General features: G+C 69.6%; 21 protein-coding genes and 1 pseudogene. 17 read left to right on the top strand and 5 right to left on the bottom strand.

Translation table 11 applies throughout. The features are described from left to right. Positions 1 to 105 precede the first annotated feature (105 nt). The gene (locus TSO352_RS21860) at positions 106 to 474 is read left to right on the top strand and encodes a DUF2934 domain-containing protein (RefSeq protein ID WP_109109325.1); all 369 of its coding nucleotides are present in this window, start codon (positions 106 to 108) and stop codon (positions 472 to 474) included. Between the two features lie 28 nt (positions 475 to 502). On the opposite strand, the gene TSO352_RS21865 is transcribed toward TSO352_RS21860, so the two are convergent. Then, positions 503 to 1,819, bottom strand: coding sequence for a L,D-transpeptidase family protein (locus TSO352_RS21865; RefSeq protein WP_109109326.1), 1,317 nt, complete (start codon positions 1,817 to 1,819; stop codon positions 503 to 505). Between the two features lie 464 nt (positions 1,820 to 2,283). Between TSO352_RS21865 and TSO352_RS21870 the strand changes: the two genes are divergently transcribed. Then, positions 2,284 to 2,835, top strand: a complete 552-nt coding sequence (locus TSO352_RS21870; RefSeq protein ID WP_247872302.1) for a DUF882 domain-containing protein — start codon at positions 2,284 to 2,286, stop codon at positions 2,833 to 2,835. 647 nt (positions 2,836 to 3,482) lie between these two features. On the opposite strand, the pseudogene TSO352_RS21875 reads toward TSO352_RS21870, so the two are convergent. Together TSO352_RS21875 and TSO352_RS21880 are read right to left on the bottom strand one after the other, a co-directional pair. Further along, positions 3,483 to 3,734: pseudogene (locus TSO352_RS21875) on the bottom strand (helix-turn-helix transcriptional regulator); the annotation flags it as partial. A gap of 634 nt (positions 3,735 to 4,368) precedes the next feature. Continuing rightward, a complete protein-coding gene (locus TSO352_RS21880; RefSeq protein ID WP_109109328.1) occupies positions 4,369 to 5,016 on the bottom strand; it encodes a hypothetical protein in 648 nt (215 codons plus the stop codon). A 203-nt stretch (positions 5,017 to 5,219) separates the two neighbouring features. On the opposite strand from TSO352_RS21880, the gene TSO352_RS21885 reads away from it, so the two are divergent. The 13 genes from TSO352_RS21885 (at position 5,220) to TSO352_RS21945 (ending at position 20,795) form a co-directional block, all read left to right on the top strand. After that, on the top strand, positions 5,220 to 6,665 hold the full coding sequence (locus TSO352_RS21885; protein WP_109109329.1) for a dynamin family protein: 1,446 nt from the start codon (positions 5,220 to 5,222) through the stop codon (positions 6,663 to 6,665). Positions 6,666 to 6,913: 248 nt separating this feature from the next. Then, positions 6,914 to 7,678 carry a transporter substrate-binding domain-containing protein gene (locus TSO352_RS21890; protein WP_109109330.1) on the top strand — a complete coding sequence of 255 codons (765 nt, stop codon included), beginning with the start codon at positions 6,914 to 6,916 and terminating at the stop codon, positions 7,676 to 7,678. Positions 7,679 to 7,848: 170 nt separating this feature from the next. After that, positions 7,849 to 8,298, top strand: a complete 450-nt coding sequence (gene aroQ, locus TSO352_RS21895; protein ID WP_109109331.1) for a type II 3-dehydroquinate dehydratase — start codon at positions 7,849 to 7,851, stop codon at positions 8,296 to 8,298. Positions 8,299 to 8,320: 22 nt separating this feature from the next. After that, complete coding sequence (accB, locus tag TSO352_RS21900) at positions 8,321 to 8,773, top strand: acetyl-CoA carboxylase biotin carboxyl carrier protein (RefSeq protein WP_109109332.1); 453 nt, start codon at positions 8,321 to 8,323, stop codon at positions 8,771 to 8,773. 19 nt (positions 8,774 to 8,792) lie between these two features. Then, positions 8,793 to 10,133, top strand: a complete 1,341-nt coding sequence (accC, locus tag TSO352_RS21905) for an acetyl-CoA carboxylase biotin carboxylase subunit (RefSeq protein WP_109109333.1) — start codon at positions 8,793 to 8,795, stop codon at positions 10,131 to 10,133. Positions 10,134 to 10,557: 424 nt separating this feature from the next. Beyond that, on the top strand, positions 10,558 to 13,041 hold the full coding sequence (locus TSO352_RS21910; protein WP_109109334.1) for a methyl-accepting chemotaxis protein: 2,484 nt from the start codon (positions 10,558 to 10,560) through the stop codon (positions 13,039 to 13,041). Between the two features lie 194 nt (positions 13,042 to 13,235). Continuing rightward, complete coding sequence (locus tag TSO352_RS21915; RefSeq protein ID WP_158284616.1) at positions 13,236 to 15,263, top strand: PAS domain S-box protein; 2,028 nt, start codon at positions 13,236 to 13,238, stop codon at positions 15,261 to 15,263. Beyond that, entirely contained in the window at positions 15,260 to 16,906 is a 1,647-nt protein-coding gene (locus TSO352_RS21920; protein ID WP_109109336.1) for an ATP-binding protein, read from the top strand. Before TSO352_RS21915 ends, TSO352_RS21920 begins: the two co-directional genes overlap by 4 nt. Continuing rightward, complete coding sequence (locus tag TSO352_RS21925) at positions 16,906 to 17,343, top strand: response regulator (RefSeq protein WP_109109337.1); 438 nt, start codon at positions 16,906 to 16,908, stop codon at positions 17,341 to 17,343. The genes TSO352_RS21920 and TSO352_RS21925 overlap by 1 nt, the downstream gene beginning before the upstream one ends. A gap of 12 nt (positions 17,344 to 17,355) precedes the next feature. Continuing rightward, entirely contained in the window at positions 17,356 to 18,771 is a 1,416-nt protein-coding gene (locus TSO352_RS21930) for a diguanylate cyclase (protein WP_109109338.1), read from the top strand. A 5-nt stretch (positions 18,772 to 18,776) separates the two neighbouring features. After that, the gene (locus TSO352_RS34290; protein ID WP_109109339.1) at positions 18,777 to 19,814 is read left to right on the top strand and encodes a response regulator; all 1,038 of its coding nucleotides are present in this window, start codon (positions 18,777 to 18,779) and stop codon (positions 19,812 to 19,814) included. 169 nt (positions 19,815 to 19,983) lie between these two features. Beyond that, positions 19,984 to 20,382 (top strand): response regulator, encoded by a 399-nt coding sequence (locus TSO352_RS21940; RefSeq protein WP_247872303.1) that lies wholly within the window; start codon positions 19,984 to 19,986, stop codon positions 20,380 to 20,382. A 68-nt stretch (positions 20,383 to 20,450) separates the two neighbouring features. Then, on the top strand, positions 20,451 to 20,795 hold the full coding sequence (locus TSO352_RS21945) for a hypothetical protein (RefSeq protein ID WP_109109340.1): 345 nt from the start codon (positions 20,451 to 20,453) through the stop codon (positions 20,793 to 20,795). Positions 20,796 to 20,816: 21 nt separating this feature from the next. Here TSO352_RS21945 and TSO352_RS21950 read toward each other — a convergent pair whose 3' ends face one another. Next, entirely contained in the window at positions 20,817 to 21,428 is a 612-nt protein-coding gene (locus tag TSO352_RS21950) for a nitrogen fixation protein NifQ (protein ID WP_109110791.1), read from the bottom strand. A 116-nt stretch (positions 21,429 to 21,544) separates the two neighbouring features. Beyond that, positions 21,545 to 22,000 (bottom strand): carbon monoxide dehydrogenase subunit G, encoded by a 456-nt coding sequence (locus tag TSO352_RS21955; protein WP_109109341.1) that lies wholly within the window; start codon positions 21,998 to 22,000, stop codon positions 21,545 to 21,547. Positions 22,001 to 22,113: 113 nt separating this feature from the next. On the opposite strand from TSO352_RS21955, the gene TSO352_RS21960 reads away from it, so the two are divergent. Together TSO352_RS21960 and TSO352_RS21965 are read left to right on the top strand one after the other, a co-directional pair. Beyond that, positions 22,114 to 22,533 carry a secondary thiamine-phosphate synthase enzyme YjbQ gene (locus TSO352_RS21960; protein ID WP_109109342.1) on the top strand — a complete coding sequence of 140 codons (420 nt, stop codon included), beginning with the start codon at positions 22,114 to 22,116 and terminating at the stop codon, positions 22,531 to 22,533. 162 nt (positions 22,534 to 22,695) lie between these two features. Next, on the top strand, positions 22,696 to 24,270 hold the full coding sequence (locus tag TSO352_RS21965) for a DegQ family serine endoprotease (RefSeq protein ID WP_109110792.1): 1,575 nt from the start codon (positions 22,696 to 22,698) through the stop codon (positions 24,268 to 24,270). Positions 24,271 to 24,341 lie beyond the last annotated feature (71 nt).

Raw genomic sequence — 24,341 nt, forward strand, 5'->3', positions numbered from 1 at the left:
TCGCGGAGCGGGCACGGCCCCGGAACCGTCGGGGGGTGGCGGGGTTCATTAGGGGACGGCGGGACGCACCCGCCCCCGAAGCCCCACCACAAGGAGACGACCCGTATGGCCGAGGATTTGGAAAGCCGCATCCGTCGGCGCGCGCACGAGATCTGGGAACATGAGGGCCGTCCGGACGGCCGGGCCGACGCCCACTGGGAACTGGCCAGCGAAGAGATCGCGATCCAGGACAACTACCTCGACACGCTGAAGCCGAACCCGGCCGGCGGCCCCGAAGCGACCGCGCAGCGCACCGAACCGGTGGAGCCGGTGCTGAGCATCGCCAACCAGGGCGAGCAGCCGGGCCTGGCCGACCAGGGCGAGGAGTTCGGTCTGCCGATGCGCGGCGACCGCGACGTCTGGCCGACCCCGGAGGAGGCCGCCTCCACCGCGGTGCCACCCAACCGCAGCCGCAAGACGCGCCGCCGCGCCTGATGGTTGCCTGGGACGGGCTGTGCGCCGGTCAGACGCGCGGCTTGTCGGCCGGCGCCGGGGTGCCGGGCGCCGCTCCACCGGTGTTGACGCCGACGTCGGTGCCGGTGCGGCCGGCCGGGGCGGTGGCCCGGCCGGTGTCGGCCGGCGTCGCCGCCGGCTTGACGACCGCAGGATCGGCGGCGGGCGCCGCGACCGGAGCGGCCATGTCGTCGGCCCGGTCGTAGATGTCCGGGTGCAGGCGGATGGTGCCGTCGCCCTCGACCGTGGCGATCCAGTAGACGAACTGCACCGGCATCGGCGTCGGCAGCTTGATCCATTGCGGCTGCGGCCGGTCGAGCATGCGGTCGATCTTGGCCGGCGTCACCGTGCTGCCCTGCAACAGGATCTCGGCCAGCCGGCGCGGATCCTCCAGCCGGACGCAGCCGGAGCTGATGGAGCGCAGTTCGCGCGCGAACAGCCGCGGCTCGTTGGTGCCGTGCAGATAGATGTCGTACGGGTTGGTCAGGTTGAAGCGGAAGCGGCCCAGCGCGTTGTGATCGCCCGGCTGCTGCACGATGCGGACCCGGCCGGGTGTGACGTCGTGCCAGTCGACCGTCTCCGGCGCCACCTCCTGGCCATCCAGGTAGACCAGCGCGTTCTGAATGCCGGGCGTGCCCTTGGCCTTCAGCATCGGCAGCTTGTCTTCCTTCAGCACGGTGGGCGGGACGGTCCAGGTCGGGTTCACGATCACGTGGGTGATGCGATCGGTCAGCAGCGGCGTCTCGCGCGACGGGCGGCCCACGATGGCGCGCATCGTGAACACCTCTTCCCCCTGCTGGACCAGCGTGGTGGTCTGGTTGGTCAGGTTGACCACCAGGACGCTGTCGGGCGCGGTGTCGCGGAAGCCGCGCATCGCCTCGGCGCTCTGCCGCATCAGCGCCGCCGCCTCCGCCGGGGTGCGGTCGAGCGCGGCGCGGGTGCCGGCCCCGACCAGGCCGTCGTCCTTCATCCGCTGGGCAAGCTGGAAGGTCTTCACCGCGCCGGCGATCGCGTTGGTGAAGCGGTCGGACACCTGGTCGGCCGGCAGCAGGCCCAGTTCGACCAGCCGCTGCGACAGGCGGGTGACGCGGTCGCCGCTGCTGCCCAGCTTCAGCGTGGCGCCATCACCGATACGGGTGGAGGGCTGGACGGGCGTGCGGTCCAGGTCGGTTGCGGCGCTGTCCAGCCGGTCGGCCCACTGGGTCAGCGTGTCGCGGTAGGGCAGGGCGTCCGCCGGGGCGGCCCCAAGCAACGCCAGCGCCGACGACAGCGCCAGCGCCAGGGCGGCCAGCGTGCGGGGCTTGCGGGTGTCGGCGGATGCGGTCATGTCGTAAACCCTCTGTCACGTCGGACCCGCGACGCGCCGGAACGGATGCGTCGGAATCCATTTGCTCAATCTATGCATCGCACGGAAGGAAGGCGAGGCGCACGGCGCGAGCCGCCGACAATCGCTCCCCCGGTGTGATTTTCCTGCCAGCCGTCCTATGACCGAACTATGCAATAAGGTCACAGTGCAAAATTTTTTGATTGCCTATGACGCGCCCCGACCCTATACGGATATCCGTCCGGAGACGAATCGCAGCAGACGGGGAGCTTCGGATCAGCGTTGGTAATAGGTTTACAGCCACAGCGGGCGCAACGCGACCCGCCAAACGCCGAACGGCCACAACGTAAAACGGCCAAAACGTAGAACGAAGAGGTTCGGGGATGCATTTGGGGGATGACGAGCGTGCCGCTCCGGCCATGGGGCGGCGCGGATTTCTGGGTTTTGCCGCTGCGGCGGTGTCGGCGATGGTTCCGACCGCGGGCGGGGTGGTGACGGGTGTCGCGACCGGCGTCGCGACGGTGGCTCCGGTCCTCTTGGACGCCAACCCGGTGGAGGCGGCCCCGCTGACCGGCGGCGTGCGCCGGATCGCTCTGCACAACATCAACACCAACGAACGCTTCAACGAGGTCTATTGGGCGGATGGCCATTACCGGCCGGAGGCGCTGCGCAAGCTGGACGTTCTGCTGCGCGACCATCGCGCCAAGCAGGTCTGCCGCTATGACCCGCGTCTGTTCGACCTGCTGGCGCGCGTGCACCAGACGGTCGGCTCCGACGATCCGTTCGAGGTGATCTGCGGCTACCGCTCGCGGCGGACCAACGCGATGGCCCGGCGCCGGTCGCGCGGTGTCGCCAAGGAAAGCTACCACACCCGCGGCATGGCCATCGACATCCGCCTGCCCGACACCCAGCTCCGCGCGATTTCCGAATCCGCGAAGGCGATGCAGGCCGGCGGTGTCGGCTATTATCCGCGCAGCGGTTTCGTCCATCTCGACGTCGGTCCCGTCCGTACCTGGTGATCGTCAAGGCGGGCCGGCCCCAAAACGGGCCACCCGCCCCGGCCGCCCCGGCCGCCCCGGCCGCACCGATGCCTACCGGGCGGTGTTGCGAACAAGGCTCTGCCATCGCGTGTGTCCATACGCGTTGGCAGAGCCTTTTTTGTATTGAGCGTGCCGGTCGGACCGGCGCCGTGTCAGCCCCGCGTCGTCGGCTTCGAGGCGCGCGTGATGTCGGTCGGATCCCACACCGCGCCATGGCGTCGGCGCGGTTTGCCCTTGCCGCTGCCGTCGGTCGACTTCATCGCCTTGACCCGCTGAGGGTCGCTGCGGGTCGAGCGGACGCTGGTCCGCGCCGGTTCCGGCTCCGCGCCATGGCCGTTCACGGCGCCGGGGTTGACCTTGATCGTTCCACCGGTCGCGATGTCCGCCGGCTGTTTCGCCGTGGCCACCGGCTCCCGCCCCTCGTCGTCGCCCGGTCCTTCGGGGGGTTCCCGCAGTTCGGGCGACAGCGACGACAGCAGCGACAGCAGTTCGTCGGAGACGTGCGACGGCGCCGCGCGCCACAGACGAAGGAGCCGCGCCTCGCGCCGGCTGATCTGGGTGTTGGTTTCCGCGGCGTCGTCCCCGCCGGTCCGCGGGCGCCGCGTCGCGTCGGGATCGTTGTAGGTGTCGAAGAAGAAGCTGACCGGCACATCCAGAACCTGTCCCAGCCGATACAGCGTACCGGCCGAAATACGGTTGGAGCCGCGTTCGTACTTCTGAACCTGCTGAAATGTCAGGCCGATGGCCTCGCCGAGTTTTTCCTGGCTCATCCCCAGCAGGGTGCGGCGCATCCGCACGCGCTGCCCGACATGGGCGTCCACAGACCAGGATTCCGGCGATCCGCGTCGCCCTCTTTTGCGCGCCGTCGGCTCACTCATGTCCATTGGTCTCCGATGCTTAATCGCCGCCGCCTCTCTTTACGAGAATAAAAAGATTGTTTGCACGAACTTTGGCGATTTTCAAGAGAAAACTTCCGAATACTGGATCGGGGGCGCCATATTCCGATACGCCACGGTGATCCGCCAGCATTCGCGGCCGTGATCGTGTTACAGCTTTGTATTATGCGATCCTCCGAGGTTCCCAATTCCCGGAGGCGCTTGCACGCCGCCTGCCTTCAGCCTGCTTACAAAATTCCGGAGTCTTCAACCACATCCCATGGTTGGCCCGACAGCTTTGTCTTCTCAAAGGGAATATAGAAAGCATCAGCCGGAGTTTGGGCTGTCGGAAGCGGCAACAGTAAACCTTCTGGTTGCGGCAAATATTCGTGCGCAGTCGACGCAATTATTCATCGCGGAAAGGGCGATACAGGGCGTCACGCGGCGCCGCGACGGCCATACCCAGGGGCATGGTCCGCCAATCCACCATTAACAGTTAATTAACTATATGGGTCGAGGTCGCGCCGGGGCCGATTTCATCGATTCCAGCCCGTGCGGCCCCGGGTGCGTGACGTTCCGTATCGCCCTGCGCCCGGCGATGCGTCGGACGTGATGCCCCGCAGACCCGGGTGCCGGTTCAGGCCGGCCCGGCCGCCGGCCGCCCGTCACGGGCCGTGGGGGCGGAGGCGCCGGCGACCGCCCAGGGACCACCGGCGGCGGCGAAGGCCTCGACATGGTCGCGCAGCTTCTGAACCTGCGAGGCGGTGACCTCGCGGCCGAAGCGCGAGCGCAACAGGGCGGCCAGCCCGCCCCGGGTCGGCCGGGTGCCGCCGGTGGCCAGCGTCCGGTAGGCGACGAACGCCTCGACATAGGCGCGGATGCGGTCCGGCCGCCGGCGCAACTGCGCCGCCTGCGCCGTTCCACAGCGGTCGAGATGGTCGACCAGCCGCCGGGCGGCCTCCGCCTCGGTGAGGTCGGGCAGGGGGACCCCCGGCGGCTCCGGCGGTTCGGGCTTGCCGATCGCCTCGCGCCGGCGGCGGCGGCGCTGGCGGTCGCGGTCGCCGGCCCGCAACCGGTCGGCGTAGGTCGGGTCGGCGGCGCGGCGTTCGGTGCGCGTCCGGTTGGCCCGCGCCGCGCGCTCCGCCTGCCGCGCCTGCTCCATCGGGTCGCGCAGCAGGAAGGCAAGCTCCTCCGCGGTCAAACGGTTCCCGGAGTCGGGAGCGTCCGGGGCGTGGCCGTCGATGGGGTCGTCGGTGTGGCTGCTGGTGTCGTCGGCGCCGTGCATCCGGGGATAACGCGCCGCCGGCGCTTTTGCTCCCTGTCCGCTGGGGCTGGGCGGTGGACGGCGCGGGGCGGGGCGATTTCGTGGTCGGCGCCGCCCCGCTCGTGCTAGACAGGTCGGGTCCGTCCGTCGACGCCGAACGCTCCGGCCCGGCGGTTCCCGGCCTCCCCGGCCGATCCCCGAGCACCAGGTTGGAACGCGCCAGCATGACCCCCCGGCAAGCCCTACAGCAGCGCCTCGCGGCTTTGGACGCGCATCTGCGCGCGGAAAACCCGAACCTGCTGCCGGTCCTCCCGACCTTCCGCGCCCTCGACCGGCTGCTTGCCGGGTTGGGGCTGATCGGCCGCTACGAGTCGCTGACCACCCGCATTCCCTGGTGGTCGATGGTCGCGGTGCTCGGCACCTTTTCCGCCGGCAAATCGACCTTCCTGAACGGCTATTTCGGCGAGGCGCTGCAGAACACCGGCAACCAGGCGGTCGACGACAAGTTCACTGTCATCTGCCACGGCCCGGAGACGCGGAAGGAGGCGCTGCCGGGCACCGCGCTGAACGCCGACCCGCGCTTTCCCTTCTACCGGATCGCCGACGAGATCGAGAAGGTCGCGGCTGGCGAGGGCAAGCGGATCGACAATTACCTTCAGCTGAAGACGCTGGCCGGACCGCGGATCCGGGGCAAGCTGTTCATCGATTCGCCGGGCTTCGACGCCGACGACCAGCGCCGGTCGGTGCTGCGGCTGGTCGACCACATCGTCGAGCTGTCGGATCTCGTGCTGGTCTTCTTCGACGCCCGCCACCCGGAACCGGGCGCCATGCAGGACACGCTGCGCCATCTGGTCGCCAAGACGGTGAACCGGGCCGACGCCCGCAAGGTCTGCTACATCCTGAACCAGGTCGACACCACCGCGAAGGAAGACAATCTGGAGGCGGTGTTCGGCGCCTGGCAGCGCGCCGTCGCCCAGGCGGGGCTGGTGTCCGGCCGCTTCTACGCCATCTACGACCAGCGCTCCGCCGTCGCGATCGAGGACGACGCCCGCCGCGCCCGCTACGAGGCGCGCCGTGACCATGATCTGGCCGAACTCCACACCCGCATCAACGAGGTGGAGGTCGCCCGCGCCTACCGCATCATCGGCTCCATCGACAGCCTGACCAAGGAGCTGGAGGGCGAGGTGGTGCCGACGCTGCGCACCGCGATGGCGACGTGGCGCCGCCGCGTGCTGACCGCCGACGCGGTGTTCGGGGCGCTGCTGCTGGTGCTGCTGGCGCTGGTCGTCCAGTTCGGCAGCGGTGCGGGCGCCTTCCTCGCCTGGTTGGGGGAGGCGGGGCCGGATTGGGCCGGCGGCGCGCCGCTGCACCTGATCGTGACCCTGCTGGTGCTGGGCGGGCTGTTCCTGGCCGGGCATTTCCGGATCCGCCGGTTCTTCGCCGGCCGCATCGCCGCGACCCTGAGCGAGCGGTTCGGTGACGTCGACCTCAACCTGCGGCAGGCCTTCCTGCGCAACACGCGCGCCTTCCGGTCGATCTTCGCCCAGCAGCCGGCCGGCTGGGGGCGCCGCGCCCGCAAGGCGATCTTCGCGATCCAGCAGGCGACGGCGGTGCATATCCAGCGGGTCAACGACCTCTACACCGATCCCGCCGGCCGCCGGACCCAATAGGCGCGGGACGGACGGCCCGACCGGAGCGGCGGAACCGGTCGGCGGTCTTTACAGCGCGGCGGAAAGGTCTTTAGATCCGTCGGCGGCCCCGGTCGAGGCGTGCGGCCGGGAAACGGGCAGGGAAAACGGGAAGCATGGGCGCTCGACAGTGCGGTGCGGCCGGTGTTCCGTGGCGGTGCGTTCCGTGGCGGGAACGGACGGCGAGGCTCCTGGCCCCGGTTCCGGCGGTCGGGGGCCTGGCGGTGGCGATGCTGGTGGCGCTCGTCCCGCTGCCCCTCGCCGCGGAAGAGGTCGTGCCGGCCCCCCACACCGGGCTCGATCTGGTGACCGGCACCGACTACGCCCCCTTCACGTCGGAGGACCTGCCCGGCGGCGGCATGGTGACCGAGATGGTCCGCCGCGCCTTTGCCGCTACCGGCCGCCAGTACGAGGTGCGGTTCCTGCCGTGGAAGCGCGGCTATGACGGTGTCGTGACCGGGCGCTTCCTCGCCACCTTCCCTTATGTCCGCACGCCGGATCGCGAGCGCGAGGTGCTGTTTTCCGACCCGGTCATCGAGGTGCGGCAGTTCGTCTACCTCTCCAACCGTTCGGCGATGGCGTTCCGCGGGTGGGGAGATGGCGGGTTGGATGATTTCCGTGGCCGTGCGGTGTGCGCGCCCGTCGGCTACGCCCTGCCGCCCATCCTCGACCAGATGGTCCGGCGCGGCGACCTGCAGCGGCAGACCCCGTCGGACCTCGGCGCCTGCGTCCGCATGGTGGCGACCGGGCGGGCCGACGCGCTGGTGATCGACGAGTACAGCGGCGGCGAGGCCGTCGCCCGCTCCGGCCTCGCCGACGACATCCGCGTCGCCGAGCGCCCCTTCGACGTGGTCACCCTGCATCTGGTGGTCGGGCGCGACACCCCGGGCGCCGCCGAAACCATCGCCGCCTTCAACGGCGGACTGGCCGCCTTGAAGGCGGACGGCATCGATCGCCAACTGCTGGCCCGCTACACGGTGCCGCCCCCGCCATGACCGGGGCCGTGTCGGAGGCCATGACCGGGACCGTGATCGGGGGCGGTGATTTGGGGCCGGGAACGGCCCGCCGGCGCCTTTTCCGTGCCATGCCGTCCCGTCACCATGGACAGGACGGTGCAGCGTGCTATAAACGCGCGGTTTCGATCTTGGAATAAGGGGCGCGGGCCGTGGCCATCGACGCGTCAATTCTGGTCCTCAACGGACCGAACCTCAACATGCTGGGTGTGCGCGAGCCGCAAATCTACGGGTCGATGACCCTGGACGACCTGGAGGCCGCCTGCCACGAGCGTGCCGAACAGCTGGGCATCACCATCGATTTCCGGCAATCCAACCACGAAGGCGAACTGGTCTCGTGGATCCAACAGGCGCGGACGGAGAATGACGGCATCGTCATCAACGCCGGCGCCTACACCCACACCTCGGTCGCGATCATGGATTCCCTGATCCTGTCGGAGCTTCCGGTGATCGAGGTCCATCTGTCGAACATCTTCAAACGCGAGCCGGTCCGCCATCACTCCTACATCTCGCCGGTGGCGAACGGGATGATCTGCGGATTCGGGCCGCACGGGTATCTTCTGGCGCTGGACGCCATCGCGACCATCATCGACCGCGATTAAGGAAACGGGAACGACTGACATCATGGCGAGCTTCGACATCGACGGCGATCTGGTCCGCAAGCTGGCGGACCTCCTGCGTGAGACGGGCTTGAGCGAGATCGAGTTCGCCGAGGGCGAAAAGCGCATCCGCGTCACCCGCCCGACCGCCGCCCAGACGGTCGCCGTCCAGGCCGCTCCGATGGCGGCGGCCGCGGCGCCGGTCGCCGTCGCGGCGGCCCCGGCCGGCCGGCCGGCCAACCACCCGGGCGCGGTGACCTCGCCGATGGTCGGCACCGCCTATCTGGCGGCGGAGCCGGGCGGCACGCCCTACGTCCGTCCGGGCGACCTGGTGAAGGCCGGCCAGACCATCATGATCATCGAGGCGATGAAGGTCATGAACCCGATCAAGGCGCCGCGCGGCGGCACCGTGGCCGAGGTCCTGGTGTCCGACGCCCAGCCGGTCGAATTCGGCGAAGTTCTCCTCATCATCGAGTAAGCGGGGCATTCCCTTGGCGATGTTCGAAAAGGTCCTGATCGCGAATCGTGGTGAGATCGCTCTGCGCATCCACCGCGCCTGCCGCGAAATGGGGATCCAGACCGTGGCGGTGCATTCCACCGCCGACGCCGACGCCATGCATGTCCGCCTCGCCGACGAGAGCGTGTGCATCGGCCCGGCGTCTGCGCGCGAGAGCTACCTCAACATCCCGGCCATCCTGTCGGCCGCGTCGATCACCAACGTCGACGCCATCCACCCCGGCATCGGCTTCCTGTCGGAAAACGCCCAGTTCGCGGAGATGGTGGAGGAGCATGGCTTCACCTTCATCGGCCCGACGCCGGAGCACATCCGGATCATGGGCGACAAGGTGACCGCCAAGAAGACGGTGATGGAGCAGGGGCTGCCGGTGGTCCCCGGGTCCGACGGCCCGGTGACGACGCTGGAGGACGCCGAGCGGGTCGCCCACGAAACCGGCTACCCGGTGCTGATCAAGGCGGCGGCGGGCGGCGGCGGCAAGGGCATGAAGGTCGCCCGCAACCCCGAGCAGCTGAAGGACGCCTATCAGTTCGCCCGGGCCGAGGCGCGCGCCGCCTTCGGCAACGACGAGGTCTATCTCGAGAAGTATCTCGGCCGGCCCCGCCACATCGAAATCCAGCTGCTGGGCGACACCCACGGCGCCTGCGTGCATTTCGGCGAGCGCGACTGCTCGGTCCAGCGCCGGCACCAGAAGGTGATCGAAGAGGCGCCGAGCCCGGCGCTGAACGCCGAACAGCGCGAGTACATCGGTGCCCTGGCGGCCAAGACGACGGCGGCCATCGGCTATCGCGGCGTCGGCACGATGGAGTTCCTCTATGAGGACGGGCAGTTCTATTTCATCGAAATGAACACCCGCCTTCAGGTCGAACACACCATCACCGAGATGATCACCGGCATCGACCTGGTGCGCGAGCAGATCCGCGTCGCCGCCGGGGCGCCGCTGGGCTACGGCCAGTCCGACATCCGGTTCGAAGGCCACGCCATCGAATGCCGCGTCAACGCCGAGAATCCGGAGACCTTCCTGCCCTCGCCGGGCAAGATCGACGGCTACCACGCGCCGGGCGGGCTGGGCGTGCGCGTCGACTCCGCGCTGTACGACGGCTACCGCGTGCCGTCGCACTACGACAGCCTGATCGCCAAGCTGGTCGTCCACGGCACCACCCGCAACGAGTGCCTGATGCGTCTGCGCCGCTCGATCGAGGAGTATGTGATCGGCGGCATCCAGACGACGCTGCCGCTGCACGACCGGATCATCGCCGAGCAGGCGTTCATCGACGGCAATTACGACATCCATTGGCTGGAACAGCTTATGGCGAAGGGCTGACCGTTCGAAGGTCAAGTCTAAATAAATCAGTAAGGTGCGGCAGGTTGTCGCGATGAAGGAGCCCCTTTCTCAGACCGAGAGAGGGGCTTTTTCTTTCGGAATTTATTCGCAGTTTGGCTAAAACACCATTGCATTCGCGTTTTTACTCGCAATTTGCGACGCGGCCGGTCGTCCCGGCCCCCTCCGTGCAACGATGCCGTGCGGCCGACCGCCTCCGCCCTACGGGATCTCCCTAGGGTTGCCCGGCGGTGTCGCCGGTTGTTGCTGGCACGCCTCTTGCTGTTTTGATCTGGGTCAGTGCGGGCCGCCATCTACCACGGGTAGATGAAACAGGCTGCCCGCTCTCCGTGCTGCTGTCCCCCCGCCGTGAACCGTCCACCGGGATCCTGCGGTGTCGTGCCCCCTGTCCGACGAGGCTCCTTCCATGCGTTTGAACGAACCGATCACCGACCGCGAAATCGTTATGGAAGACGGCGTCCTGCTGGTGTCACGCACCGACACGGCCGGGCGCATCACCTTCGTCAACAAGGCCTTCGTCGACATCAGCGGCTATCAGGAAGCGGAACTGGTCGGTGCGCCGCACAACCTGATCCGCCACCCCCACATGCCCGAGGCCGCCTTCGCCGACCTGTGGGCGACGATCAAGGACGGTCGTCCCTGGGAAGGGCTGGTGAAGAACCGCACCAAGTCGGGCGACTTCTACTGGGTGCGCGCCAACGTCACGCCGGTGATCGAGGACGGGCAGGTCACCGGCTACATCTCGATCCGCACCAAACCGTCGCGCGAGCAGGTGGCGGCGACCGAACGGCTCTACGCCGACCTCCGCGAGGGGCGGGCGCGTCATCTGACGGTGCGCGACGGGCAGGCGGTCGGGCGCGGCGCGATGGCGGGTTTGCGGCGCTGGTCCGGCAGCGTCACCGGCCGCCTGACCATGGTCTTCGGTTTCATGATCGTGGCGATCCTGGTGGTCGGCGGCGTCACGCTGCGCGGCATGGCCGACAGCAACGCCTCGCTGCGGACGGTGTACGAGGACCGCACGGTGCCGGCGGTGCAGATCGGCGAGATCCTGGACCATATGCGCGACAATGTGCAGACGCTGCAGCGCCTCATCATCGACACCCGCGACGGCACCGACGCCAAGGCGATGGCGGAGCGCGAGGCGCGCATCAGCCGCAACGCCGCCACGATCGACCGGCTGTGGGCGGAGTATCTCACCACCGACCTGACCCCGGAGGGGAAGGCGCTGGCGGAACGCTTCGCCAGGCAGCGCGCCGCCTTCCTGAACGAGGGCCTGAAGCCGGCGGTGGGACTGGCGCAACAGGGCGACTCGCTCCGACTGGAGGTGCTGGTGCGCGACCGGGTGGAGCCGCTGTTCCAGGCCGCCTTCCAGACCAACAAGGATCTGCTGACCCTGCAACTGACCGTCGCCAAGGCGGAGTATGAAGGGGCCCTGGACGATTTCCATTGGCATCTGGTCTTCAGCACGGTGTCCGGACTGGGCGTCCTGGCGGCGGCGGTGTTGTGCGGGTTCCTGCTGCTGCGCACCGTGCGCCGGCCGCTGGCCGCCTTCACCGGCGATTTCGACGCCATCGCCCGCAACGACCAAGCCCACATCATCGACCTGCCGACGGCGACCGAGTTCCACCCGATCGCCGGCCAGTTGCGCGGCCTGAAGGCCCGCCTGTGCTACGCCGTGCAGGAGCGGGAGGAGCGTGCCCGCCACGCCGACGAGGAGCGGCGCCGCGCGCTGGAAACCATGGCCTCCACCGTCGAGCGCGAGGCCGGCCGCGCGGTGGAGGAGGTGGCCCATCGCACCGGCGCCATGGCCGACGACGCCGAAGGGATGTCGGGCTCCGCCGAACGGGTCAGCATCAGCGCGCAGACCGTGGCGTCGGCCGCCGGGCAGGCGCTGGCCAACGCCCAGACCGTCGCCGCGGCCAGTGAACAGCTCGCCGCGTCGATCCGCGAGATTTCGTCCCAGGTCGCCCATTCCAGCGCGGTGACCCGTCGCGCGGTCGAAAGCGGGCAGAACACCCAGTCCACCATCCGCTCGCTGTCGGAAACCGTGGCCAAGGTCGGCGAGGTGGTGAACCTGATCCAGTCGATCGCCGGCCAGACCAACCTGCTGGCGCTGAACGCCACCATCGAGGCGGCGCGGGCGGGTGAGGCCGGCAAGGGCTTCGCCGTGGTGGCGCAGGAGGTGAAGAACCTCGCCAACCAGACCGCCGCCTCGACCGAGGAGATCACGCGCCAGATCACCGCGATCCAGGCGGTGACCAACGAGGCGGTGAGCGCGGTGGAGGAGATCGGCGAAACCATCGCCGAGATCGACCACATCGCCGGCTCGATCGCCGCGGCGATGGAGGAGCAGGCGGCGGCCACCCAGGAAATCAGCCGCAACGTGGTGGAGACCTCCACCGCCGCGCAGGAGGTGTCGCACCGCATCGCCGCCGTCTCCGCGGAGGCCGGCCGCACCGGCGAGCAGGCGGCGCAGGTCAAGAGCGGCTCCAGCGACGTCGCCCGCTCGATCGAGTCGCTGCGGCAGGTCCTGGTGCGCGTCGTCCGCACCTCCACCGGCGACGCCGACCGCCGGCGCAAGCCGCGCTATCGGGTGGAGGAGGCCGGCACCCTGCTGGTCGGCGGCGAGCGCTTGTCGGTCACCGTGCGCAACCTGTCGATCGGCGGGGCGATGATCGATCCGGTGACCGGGGCCGGCGGCCATTCGCTCGCCGGGATGACCGGCCATCTGCGGCTGGACCGCCACGGGGCCGAAGCGGCCGTCGTTGTCAAGGCGGTGGAGCACAACCGCATCCATCTCGCCTTCGACGCCGAGGGCATGCGGCGTGATTTTGCGAAGGCGGTCGAGTTGGCGACCAAGGATAAGCCGTCGGTCGACGTCGCCGCGTAAAGAGATCATTCACCTATTTGTTCGGGTGATTATTAAGCCTCTCCTTTATGTCGTCGGTTGAGGAAGGGCTCCCTGTGACAATTTCGCAAGGGGAGCCCGACGCCGCCCAGGTTTATAATTCGCCTGTTGCCTCGTACGGCGGTTGCATCCGCCGCTGTCCCAGGCGCAAACGGCATCGAGGTCCGGCCGCCGCCATGGTCACGACACCCATCCAGCCGTCACGTTCGGAAAGCGCACCCAAGATCCGGTCCCGTCTGCGCTGGCGGCGGGGCCAGATGATCGGCCCGCAGATCGACGTGACCGGCAGCAAGCGCATCGAGGAGGAACTGGCCGAAAGCCGGTTGCAACTGGACGCCATCCTCGACAACGCCCCGGTTGGGGTGGTGATGGTCGATGGCGACCGGGTGATCCGCCGCGCCAACAAGGCGTTCGCCGCGACCTTCCAGCATCGGCTGGAGGACATCGTCGGCTCGAAATCCCGCGTGATCTACGGCGACGACCGGGTGTTCGAGGAGCTGGGTCGGCGGGCCTATCCGTTGATGAGCGCGGGCGGCCAGTTCGACGAGGAGGTGATGATGCGGCGGGCCGACGGCACCGACATCCGCTGCCGCCTGCTCGGCCGCTCGCTGAAGGCCGACGATCCGTCGCGCGGCTATGTCTGGGCGGTGGAGGACATCACCATCCGCTGGCGGGCCGAACAGGCGCTGAACGACCGTGCCGGTTTCCAGCGGGTGCTGCTCGACACCGTGCCGGTGCCGATCTTCGTGCAGGACGTGCTGGGCCACTATGTCGACGCCAACGGAGCCTTCGAACGCTGGATGGGCATCGATCGCCAGGCGCTGTTCGGCCGCACCGTGTTCGACCTGGCGCCGGCCGAACTCGCCGAAGTCGACGAGGCGGTGGACCGCGCGCTGCTGACCGACCAGCAGCCGCAGAGTTACGAGACGCAGTTGCGCTGCGCCGACGGCACCCTGCGCGACGTGCTGTTCTCCAAGGCGGTCTACTGCCGCACCGGCGGCAAGCCGGCCGGCATCGTCGGCGCGGTGATGGACATCAGCGAACGCAAGCACGCCGAACAGGCCCTGCGCGAGCGCCAGCAACTGTTCGAGCAGATCTTCGTCTCCAGCTGCGCGGTGAAGCTGCTGGTCGACCCCGAAAGCGGCATGATCGTCGACGCCAACCCGGCGGCGGCGGAGTTCTACGGCTATCCGCTCGACCAACTGCGCAGCATGCGCATCCACGAGATCAACATCCTGCCGCCGGAGCAGGTGAGCGCCGAAATCCGCGACGCGCGTGCCGCCGGGCGGCAGCATTTCCGGTTCCGCCACCGGCTGGCCTCCGGCGAGATCCGCGACGTCGAGGTCTACAGCAGCAACGCCGTCGTTCACGGCCGCACGCTGCTGATGTCGCTGATCCACGACATCACCGAACGCTGCATCGCCGAGGAGGCGCTGCGCCACAAGACCGGTGAGCTGGAGCGGTCCAACGCCGAGCTGGAGGCCTTCGCCTACGTCGCCTCGCACGACCTGCGGCAGCCGCTGCGCGTCATCACCAGCTACCTGACGCTGCTGGAACGCTCGCTGGGCGACACGCTGGACGCCGACGGGCGGGAATGCATCGACTTCGCCCGCGACGGCGCCCAGCGCATGGACCGGCTGATCGTCGACCTGCTGGACTATTCGCGGGTGGGGCGCAAGGCCAAGCCCTTCCGGCCGGTGCCGCTGGGCGACCCGCTGCGGCTGGCGCTGCTGAACCTGGAGGTGGCGATCCAGGACTGCGGCGCCACCGTGACGCTGGAGGGCGAACTGCCCACCGTGGCCGGCGACGACAACGAGCTGATGCGGCTGTTCCAGAACCTCGTCGGCAACGCGGTGAAATACCGGGCCCAGGACCGTCCGCCGGTGGTGCGGATCGCGGCGGCCCCCGATCCCCAGGGTTGGCGCATCGACATCCGCGACAACGGCATCGGCATCGCCGCGGAGGATCGCGAGCGCGTCTTCGGCATCTTCCAGCGGCTGCACCGCCGCGACGAGTATGAGGGCACCGGCGTCGGGCTGGCGGTCTGCAAGAAGATCGTCGACCATCACGGCGGCCGCCTGTGGGTGGAGGAGACGCCCGACGACGATCTGCGCGCCGGCGGGCGGCCCTGTGGCAGCCTGTTCCGCATGGTGCTGCCGGCGTCGGTCCCGGTGCCGGTGTCCGACCGGGAGCGGCGGCGATGACGGCGGAGCCGATGCCGGCGCCGCGCCCACCGTTGCCCACCGCGCTGCGCCGTCTGGCGGCGCGGTTCCACCAGATGTGGAAGCCCGCGCTCGTCCAGGCGACGGTGACGCTGGTGCTGGTGGTGGCCTATCTGTGGATGGGCGACGTCTATGTCCGCGTCCTGGTGGCGGAGCATCGGGCGACCGCGGCGCTGACCGCATCGTCGCTGTCCAGCACCCTGTCCAGCGCGCTGAACGAACGGCTGGCGCTGGTCCGCGGCCTGACCGCCTTCGTCGAGGTGGAGGCCGGCGCCGGCAGCCTGCAGGAACAGTTCCCCCGCTACGCCGAGGGGCTGCGCCGGTCGGTGGTGGGCGTGCGCAACATCTCCGCGGCGCCCGACTTCGTCGTCCGCATCGTCTATCCGGTGGAAGGGAACGAGAGGGTCCTGGGCAACGACCTGCTGAAGGACTCGCGGCCGGGCTTCGCCGACACGGTGCAGCGCGCCATCATCAGCCGCGACGTCACCATCCACGGCCCGGTCAACCTGCTGCAGGGCGGCAAGGGTCTGATCGCCCGCCAGATCGTCTACGGGCCGGGCAAGCCCTGGGGCGCGGTCGGGATGGTGTTCGACGTCGGCGCCATCCTGGACGAGGTGCGGTTCGACCGCGTGCCGGCGCACCTGACCTTCGCCCTGGTGACCGACACCGGCCAGCAGGTGGCGGGGGACGCGGCGGCGCTGACCGGCGACCCGCTGGTCGAGCGGATCAACCTGCCGGAAGGGCACTGGCTACTGGCGCTGGCGCCGCGCACCAGTTGGGAGGGGCTTGGGCACGGCGACCCGACCTTCCGCGGGTTCCAGCTCGGCTTCCTGCTGCTGGCCCTGCTGATCGAGGCGCTGACCTTTCTGACCGCCAGCCGGCGCTACACGCTCGAACGCCAGGTCGACATCCGCACCGCCGAACTGGGCCGCGCCAAGAACGAGCTGGAACAGTTCGCCTACGCCACCGCCCATGACCTGCAGGAGCCACTGCGCGCCATTGCCAGCTACGCCCAGCTGCTGGAAAGGCAGCAGCAGGGACGGCTGGACGAGGAGAGCGAGGGCTTCATCCGCGAGATCGTCGACGGGGCCGGCCGCCTGAAGATGCTGCTGCGCGACGTGCAGCTGTTCCTGGCGGAGGACCGGGTGCCGCTGTCCTGCGGCGTCGTTCCGGCCGGCGCGGCGCTGAACGCCGCCCTTGGCGTGTTGAAACGGCGGATCACGGCCGCCGCCGCCACGGTGACCGTCGGCGATCTGCCGGAGGTTCAGGCCGACGAGCGGCGCCTGCGCGAGATCTTCGTCGTGCTGGTCGGCAACGCGGTGGAATACCGCCATCCCTACCGGGCGGCCGAAGTCCACGTCACCCACCGGCGGACCGAGGGGTACGACGTGATCGACGTGCGCGACAACGGCATCGGCATCGAGCCGCGCTACCGCGACCAGATCTTCGAGGTGTTCCGCCGCCTGCATTCGCGCGACGAGCATCCCGGCACCGGCATGGGCCTGGCCATCGCCCGCAAGATGGTGGAACGCCTGGGAGGGCGCATCACGGTGGAGTCCAGCCCCGGGGTCGGCAGCACCTTCTCGATCCATCTGCCCCATCCCTATTTCCGAGGATCTTCCTGATGCAGGACGTGTCGACCCCCTTCGAGATCCTGTTGGTGGAGGACGATCCGGCCGACGCCGGACTGGCGAAACGGGCGTTGCGGGACGGGCGCATCCTGTGCCACGTCAGCCATGTCCGCGACGGGGTGGAGGCGATGGACCATCTGCGCCGCCGCGGCACCTTCGCCGCCGCCCCCCGGCCCGACCTGATCCTGCTGGACCTGAACATGCCGCGCATGGACGGGCGCGAGGTGCTGCAGGAACTGAAGGCGGACGAGGAGCTGAAGACCATCCCGGTGGTGATCCTCACCACCTCCGACGTTGATCGCGACGTCAACGCCAGCTATCTGCTCGGTGCCAACAGCTTCATCACCAAACCGATGGATATGGACGCCTTCTTCGATGCCGTGAAGAGCATCGAGGAGTACTGGTTCCGCGTCGTCCGGCTGCCACGGTGAAGGAGGCCCACGATGTTCGACTCCAATATCCCTCCAGACGTCCCCCGCCTCCACACCACCGACTTATCGTCGGCCGCAAGGCCGCAGACCGACGAGGGGGCCACCGCCATCCTGCTGGTGGAGGATGACGACGCCGACGCGCGGCTGGTGATCCGGTCGCTGACCCCCTACGCCCGCCGCTCCAGCGTCGCGCGCGCCACCTCCCTGCGCGACGCGCGGGCGTGGCTGCACCGCAACGCCTGCGACGTCGTGCTGCTGGACCTGTCGCTGCCCGACAGCTTCGGCCTGGAGACGGTGGCCCGCCTGCACGCGGACGTGCCGTCGCTGCCGCTGGTGGTGCTGACCGGTTACGACGACGACGATTTCGCCCTGGATATCCTGGCCGCCGGCGCCCAGGACTATCTGGTGAAGGGGCAGACCGACGGTCCGCTGATGTGGCGCGCCATCCAGCACGCCATGGCCCGCAAGCGACTGGAAGAGCAGCTCCGCCTGTCGGAGGAGCGGTTGCAGGGCATCATCGGGCTGGCGCAGGACGCCATCCTCACCACCGACGAGAACCTGAACATCACCCTGTTCAACAGGGCGGCCGAAAGCCTGTTCGGTTACGACGCCGACAGCATCCTGGGCCGGCCGCTGTCCCTGCTGATCCCCGAACGCTTCCGCATCGATCACGAGACCCACATCACCGCGTTCAGCACGTCGGAGATGCAGGCGCAGGTGATGACCAACCGGCGCGAGGTGATGGGGTTGACGCGGGACGGGGGCGAATTCCCCGCCGAGGTGTCGATCGCCAAGCTGCACCATGCCCGCGGCCTGCTGTTCACCGCCGTCATCCGCGACGTGTCGGAGCGCAAGCGGGTGGAGAGCGAGCTGCGCCGCATGGCCACCACCGACCCGCTGACCGGGCTGAGCAACCGGCGTCGCTTCATGGAACTGGCGGAAACCGAGATGGCGCGGCTGCGCCGCTATGGCCGGCCGGTGTCGGTGCTGATGCTCGACATCGACCGCTTCAAGGCGATCAACGACCACCATGGCCACGCCGCCGGCGACCAGGCGCTGGTCCGGCTGGCGGATGTCTGCCGCTCCGAACTGCGCGACACCGACCATGTCGGCCGGCTGGGCGGCGAGGAGTTCGCGATCATCCTGCCGGAAACCGGCCTGTCGTCCGCCGTCGAGGTGGCGGAGCGGCTGCGCCAGCGGCTGGCGTTGGCCGACATGCCGCTGGCCGGCGGCAGCCTGCGCATGACCGTCAGCATCGGCGTCGCGGTGTGCGATGGCGAGGACACCAGCATCGAACGCGCGCTGGGGCGTGCCGACCGGGCGATGTACGAGGCCAAGACGCTGGGCCGCAACCGGGTGATGGTCAGCGACGGCTACCCCGGCCCATTCTTTGCCGGCGCGCCGGTTCCCACCTCGATGGCGGGCTGAGGGCGATGAGCGGAACAGCGGTGAGGGGCGCGCCGATGGGCGGGGCGGAATTGGCGGCGCTGCTCGACGTGGTCGGCGAGGTGGTGGGGGCGGCGCTCGACCCGATGCTGGCGCTGGTCGCGGCGGCGCTGGAATCGCCGTTGCTGCCGCGCCAGCAGGACCGCCTGGTCGCGGTGCGGACGGCGGGAACGACGCTGCGCGCCACGCTGGAGGAGATGCGCGCCGTCGCGCGCGACGTGAGCCCGGCCGCCGACGGCACCATCCTGCTTGGCGGTCTGGTCGAGGCGTTGCGGTCGAGGAGCACGGCGCGCGGGCGCCCAGCCGTGGTGACGGTGGAGGATGGAACCCCCGACCGTCTGGCCGCCGACGCCGTCGGGCTGCGGTCGCTGCTGACGCTGTTGATGGCGGAAGGCGGGGCCACGCTGTCCCTCTCGGTGCGGCCGGATGCCCTGGCCGGTAGGGCGGCGGAGACGGCGGAACTGATCATCCGGCGGCGGGGCGAACCGGGGTTGCGTGCCCTGGCGCTGGCGGTGGCTCGTCCGCTGGTGCAGCGGCTGGGCGGCCGCATCGCCGAGGATGGGGCAGGGGCGGACGCGGGGGAGCGGCTGACCATCCGCCTTCCGGTGCGCCCGGTGCGAAGCGGGCCGCCCGCTCCGCCGGCCGCCCTGTCGGTGCTGCTGGTGGAGGACAACCCGATCGGCCGCCTGGTCGCTGCCGGCTTCTTCAAGGCGCTGGGCCACGCGGTGACGACGGCGGAGGACGGGGCCCAGGGGCTGACCGCGGCGACCGCCGGGCGGTTCGACCTGATCGTGATGGATGTGCAGATGCCGGTGATGGACGGTCACGAGGCGACGCGCGCCATCCGCGCCTTGCCCGGCGACGCCGGCCGGGTGCCGATCGTCGCCCTGACCGCCGGCAGCGTCGAGGAGGACGACGCCCGTTGCCGGGAGGCCGGCATGGACGACTGCCTGCACAAGCCGCTGACCATGGACCGCCTGCGCACGACGCTGGACCTGCTGTTTCCCGGCCGCTTCCCCGCGTGACGGGAGGGCGGGTGAAGGGCGGGCGGCGGACATGACGCAAATCGACGCATCGCTTACAGAACCCAAACCATATTCCACGCCCCTGTAACCGACCGGCGGTTGCCCGCCGCCGGGCCCGACGGTATCAGTGGAACGGGGCAGACCAGGGCGTAGAGGATCGGGAATCGACATGCAGGCGATCGACTACTCCAAGCACCGCATCCTGGTCGTCGAGGACCAACCCTTCGTCCGCCGCACCATCGTGCAGATCCTGACGCAGATCGGCTTCCGCGAGGTGGCCGAGGCCGACGACGGCGAAAGCGCGATGTATGAATGCATTCGGGTCGATCCCGCCCTGATCATCTGCGACATCGACATGAGGCCGGTTTCCGGCCTTCAGTTCCTGGCCCATCTCCGCGCCAGCGCCGAGGCGAGCAACCCGCGCGCGCCGGTGGTCTTCCTGACCAACCACACCGAATCGGAAATCGTGAAGCAGGCGATGGCCCTGGGCGTCAACGGCTTCGTGGTCAAGCCGCCGTCCTTCGCCGCGCTGAAGGAGCGGGTCGACCGGTTGCTGGCGGCGCGGTGAGCGCGGCGGGCAAGCGTCCCTCTCCCCGGGCGGAGGCGGGATGGCGTGGGTGGGGCAGGGGCATCCTGATGACGCTGCCCGCCACCCTGGCGCTCGTCGCCTGCTCGGGCGAGCCGGCGGAGGGCGACATGCGCAAGCTGGTGGAGGCGCACACCCGCCGCGCGCTGGAGCGGCAGGGCAACGGCGCGTTCCGCGGCTTCGACCTGTTCCGCAAGCAGGGCTGCGTCGAAGCGAAGCTGAAGGCCGGGCCGGCTGGCGGCGGGCAGGATGGCGGCGGCCAGTATGACTGCTATTACGCCGCCACCTTCGTGCCGCAGCCGGGGCAGCCGTCGCTGACCGTCAACGGCAAGGGGCGCTTCCGCCGCACCGACAAGGGCCTGACCTTCGAGGATCTGGGCGCGCAGCCGCGCTGAGCCCCGGCAAGCCCGCCGACCTCAGGCGCCTGAGCCGCGGGCCAGACGGGACAGGGTCGCCAAGGGATCGCCGGACTCCTCGCCGAAGCAGACCTCGACGTCGTCGCACACCTCGCAGTTGGGGGATTTGCACAGCATCAGCCCCTCGCGTTCGCAGAGCTGTCGGTAGAAGAACTTCTTCCACTTCATGTCGGCGGCGTTCAGCGCCACCAGCGCCGGGAAGTGCCGGCGGAACACGATGTTGAGCTCGTCGCGGTCGTGAAAGCCCATGTCCTGCCACAGGTGGTTCGGCTCCAGCGACCGCCGGGCCAGGATCGCCGCCAGCCAATGCTCCTCGTCGGCCCCGCGCGCGCCATGCTCGACCAGGAAGGCGCGGAGGTCGGCCTCCTCGATCGCGTCCTCGCCGTGACCGCCGTCGTCGGGCAGAGCCGCGACGGCGGCGGCGTGCCGCGGGGCGTGGCGGGCGGTCAGCACCGCCAGCGCCGCCTTGTCCAAGGCCAGCGCCTGCGGCAGGCTCCGCACCGGGTCGGCGGCGGCCACTTCCAGGATGCGGCCGAAGATCATCCGGTCGACGGCGGTGTCGGGATCATGCCGACAGGCGTCGGCAGCGTTCGGGGCGACAGGCTCGGTCATGGGCGGCTCCACCGGATGAAGGGTCCCGACGGCAACCATCCTGACCCATCATGCTGCACCTGCGAAAGGCGCCGCGTTTCCGGCCGGACTGCGGCATTCCGCCGCAGCGGCAAGCGTCAGCCGAGAGGCTCGGCACCGATCTCCGCCGCGAAGCGTTCGAAGAAGGCGGCGAGAACGCGGTCGGTCTTGGCCTGCACCAGCTTCACCGCCAGCCGGCCGACCGCGTCGCCCAGCGCCACCGTCAGGCTGTAGGTCAGCACCGTGTGGCCGTCGTCGCCCTCGTCCAGCGTCACCCAGGCCTCGCCCTTGACCGCGCCGGCCAGCCCGCCATTGCCCTGGGCGACCAGCCGGTAGCGGTGGATGCCATCCTCCGGCTCCATCCGCAGCCGACCGGAAAAACGCGCCTTCAGCGGTCCGACGGTGGCACGCACGCGGGCGGCGTAGTCGGTGGGCGACAGCCGCTCCATCTCTTCCAGCACGGGGATGCAGCGCAGCAGCACCGCCGGGTCGCACAAGGCCGCGAAGACGCGGTCGCGCGGCCCGCGGACGCTGTGGGTGCCGGTGATGTCCATGCGCGGTCGTCCTCTGTCGCCAGCCTGTTTTCGAGGCAACATCTGGTAGGACGTCCGCCAGGAACCAAGCCAGTGATTTTCCCGATCCGTGACTTTTGCGAGAGGACACCGCCATGCGACAGGCTGCCACGATCCTGACCATCCCCACCCGCGGCACCGGACTGGTCGAGGTGACGGCACCGGTGCGGCGTTGGGTGGCGGAGCAGGGGATGACGACCGGGCTGCTGACGGTGTTCTGCCGCCACACCTCGGCCTCGCTGACCATCCAGGAGAACGCCGATCCCGACGTCCAGGCCGACCTGCTGCGCTTCTTCCGCCGGCTGGTGGCGGAGGACCCGTCGCTCTACGCCCACACCACCGAGGGGCCGGACGACATGCCGGCGCACATCCGCTCCGCCCTGACCGGCGTCAGCCTGTCGATCCCGGTGATGGAGGGCGAACCAGCGCTGGGGACGTGGCAGGGCATCTATCTGTTCGAACACCGCAGCCGCCCGCACCGGCGGGAACTGGCGCTGCACCTGCTGGGTGCGTAGGCGGCGGCCGACGCTTCCCTGAAATAACTTTCATCCGGTCGCAAGGCGGTCGTGAGCGGCGCATCCCTATGTTGGCCTCATCACCGGCGGGTGACGCGAAGCGACGACGCTTCCGGCCACCCCCGGCCCGCACGGAAACCGTTCCGAATGGAGTGCCATCGCATGACCGCCACCCCGTCCCCCACCACCCCGAACCGCCCCAACCGTCTGCGCCGGACCGTTGCCGCCCTGCTGCTGGGATCGACGGTGTTGACTGGACCGGCGCTGGCGGGCTGGGCGGCCTCCCAGGCGCAGAGCAGCGCCACCCCGCCCGCCGTCACCATGATGCAGGACGCGCCGTCGACCTTCGCCGACCTCGCGGCCAAGGTCAGCCCGGCCGTCGTCAACATCGCCGCCATGCAGGACGCCAAGCCGGAGCAGCGGGCCCAGCGGGCGCCGGGCATCCCCGCCTTCCCGCCCGGCTCGCCGTTCGAGGAGTTTTTCCGCCAGTTCCAGGACCAGATGAACCGGAATGGCGGCCCCAACGGTGGCTCCAACGGCGAACCCGACGACCAGGACCAGGGGCCGCGCGGCAAGTCCGGGGCGCTGGGCTCCGGCTTCATCATCGATCCGGCCGGCTATGTGGTGACCAACAACCACGTCATCGACGGCTCCAGCGACATCACCGTGACCTTGCAGGACGGCACCGCGCTGCCGGCCAAGATCGTCGGCCGCGACGCCAAGACCGACATCGCCCTGCTGAAGGTGACGTCGGACAAGCCGCTGCCGGCGGTCGACTGGGCCGACAGCGCCAAGACGCGGGTCGGCGACTGGGTGATGGCGGTCGGCAACCCGTTCGGGCTGGGCGGCACCGTCACCAAGGGCATCGTCTCGGCCCGCGGGCGCGACATCCACAGTGGTCCCTACGACGATTACTTCCAGCTCGACGCCGCCATCAACCGCGGCAACTCGGGCGGGCCGACCTTCGATCTCAACGGCCGGGTGATCGGCATCAACACCGCGATCTATTCGCCCAATGGCGGGTCGGTCGGCATCGGCTTTGCCATTCCCGCCAACCTCGCCAAGGAGGTGGTGGCCCAACTGAAGGACAGCGGCAAGGTCGAGCGCGGCTGGCTCGGCGTGAAGATCCAGGAGATCACCCCGGACATCGCCGACAGCGTCGGCCTGCCGGCGGCCAAGGGCGCCCTGGTGGCGGAGGTCACCCCCGACAGCCCGGCCCAGCGCGCCGGCCTGAAGCAGGGCGACGTCGTGCTGTCCTACGCCGGCAAGCCGGTCGACAATTTGCGTGACCTGACCCGCAACGTCGCCGAGACCAAGGCCGGCGACACGGTCGATCTGAAGATCCTGCACGACGGGCGCGAGAAGACCGTCCCGGTCCGCATCGACCGCCTGTCGGAGCAGGCGCAACTCGCCGCGGCCGAGACCGCTCCGGCGGAGCAGGCCGAGGCGGCGGCGGTCAAGGGCCTGAAGCTGGCCCCGCTCGACCCGGCGGCGCGCAAGCGGCTGGGCATCGGCGACGAGGTCCAGGGCGTGGTGGTGACCGGCCTGTCGGCCAAGACCGAGACGCCGATCCGCCCCGGCGACGTGATCGAGCGGGTCGGCGACAGCGCGGTGAAGAACCCGGCCGACGTCCGCCACCACGTCGCCGAGGCCGAGAAGGCCGGGCAGAAGGCGGTGCTGATGCTGATCAACCGGCAGGGCAACGAGTCCTTCGTCGCGCTGAAGCTGAAGGCGTAACCGTCGGCCCGGCTTCCGGGTCCCGAAACGGCGGTCCGGCCAGGCACGGCAACCCCGTGCTTGGCCGGGCT

Origin of the sequence: Azospirillum sp. TSO35-2, from assembly GCF_003116095.1 — a bacterium.
In the GTDB taxonomy this organism is placed as follows: Bacteria; Pseudomonadota; Alphaproteobacteria; order Azospirillales; family Azospirillaceae; genus Azospirillum.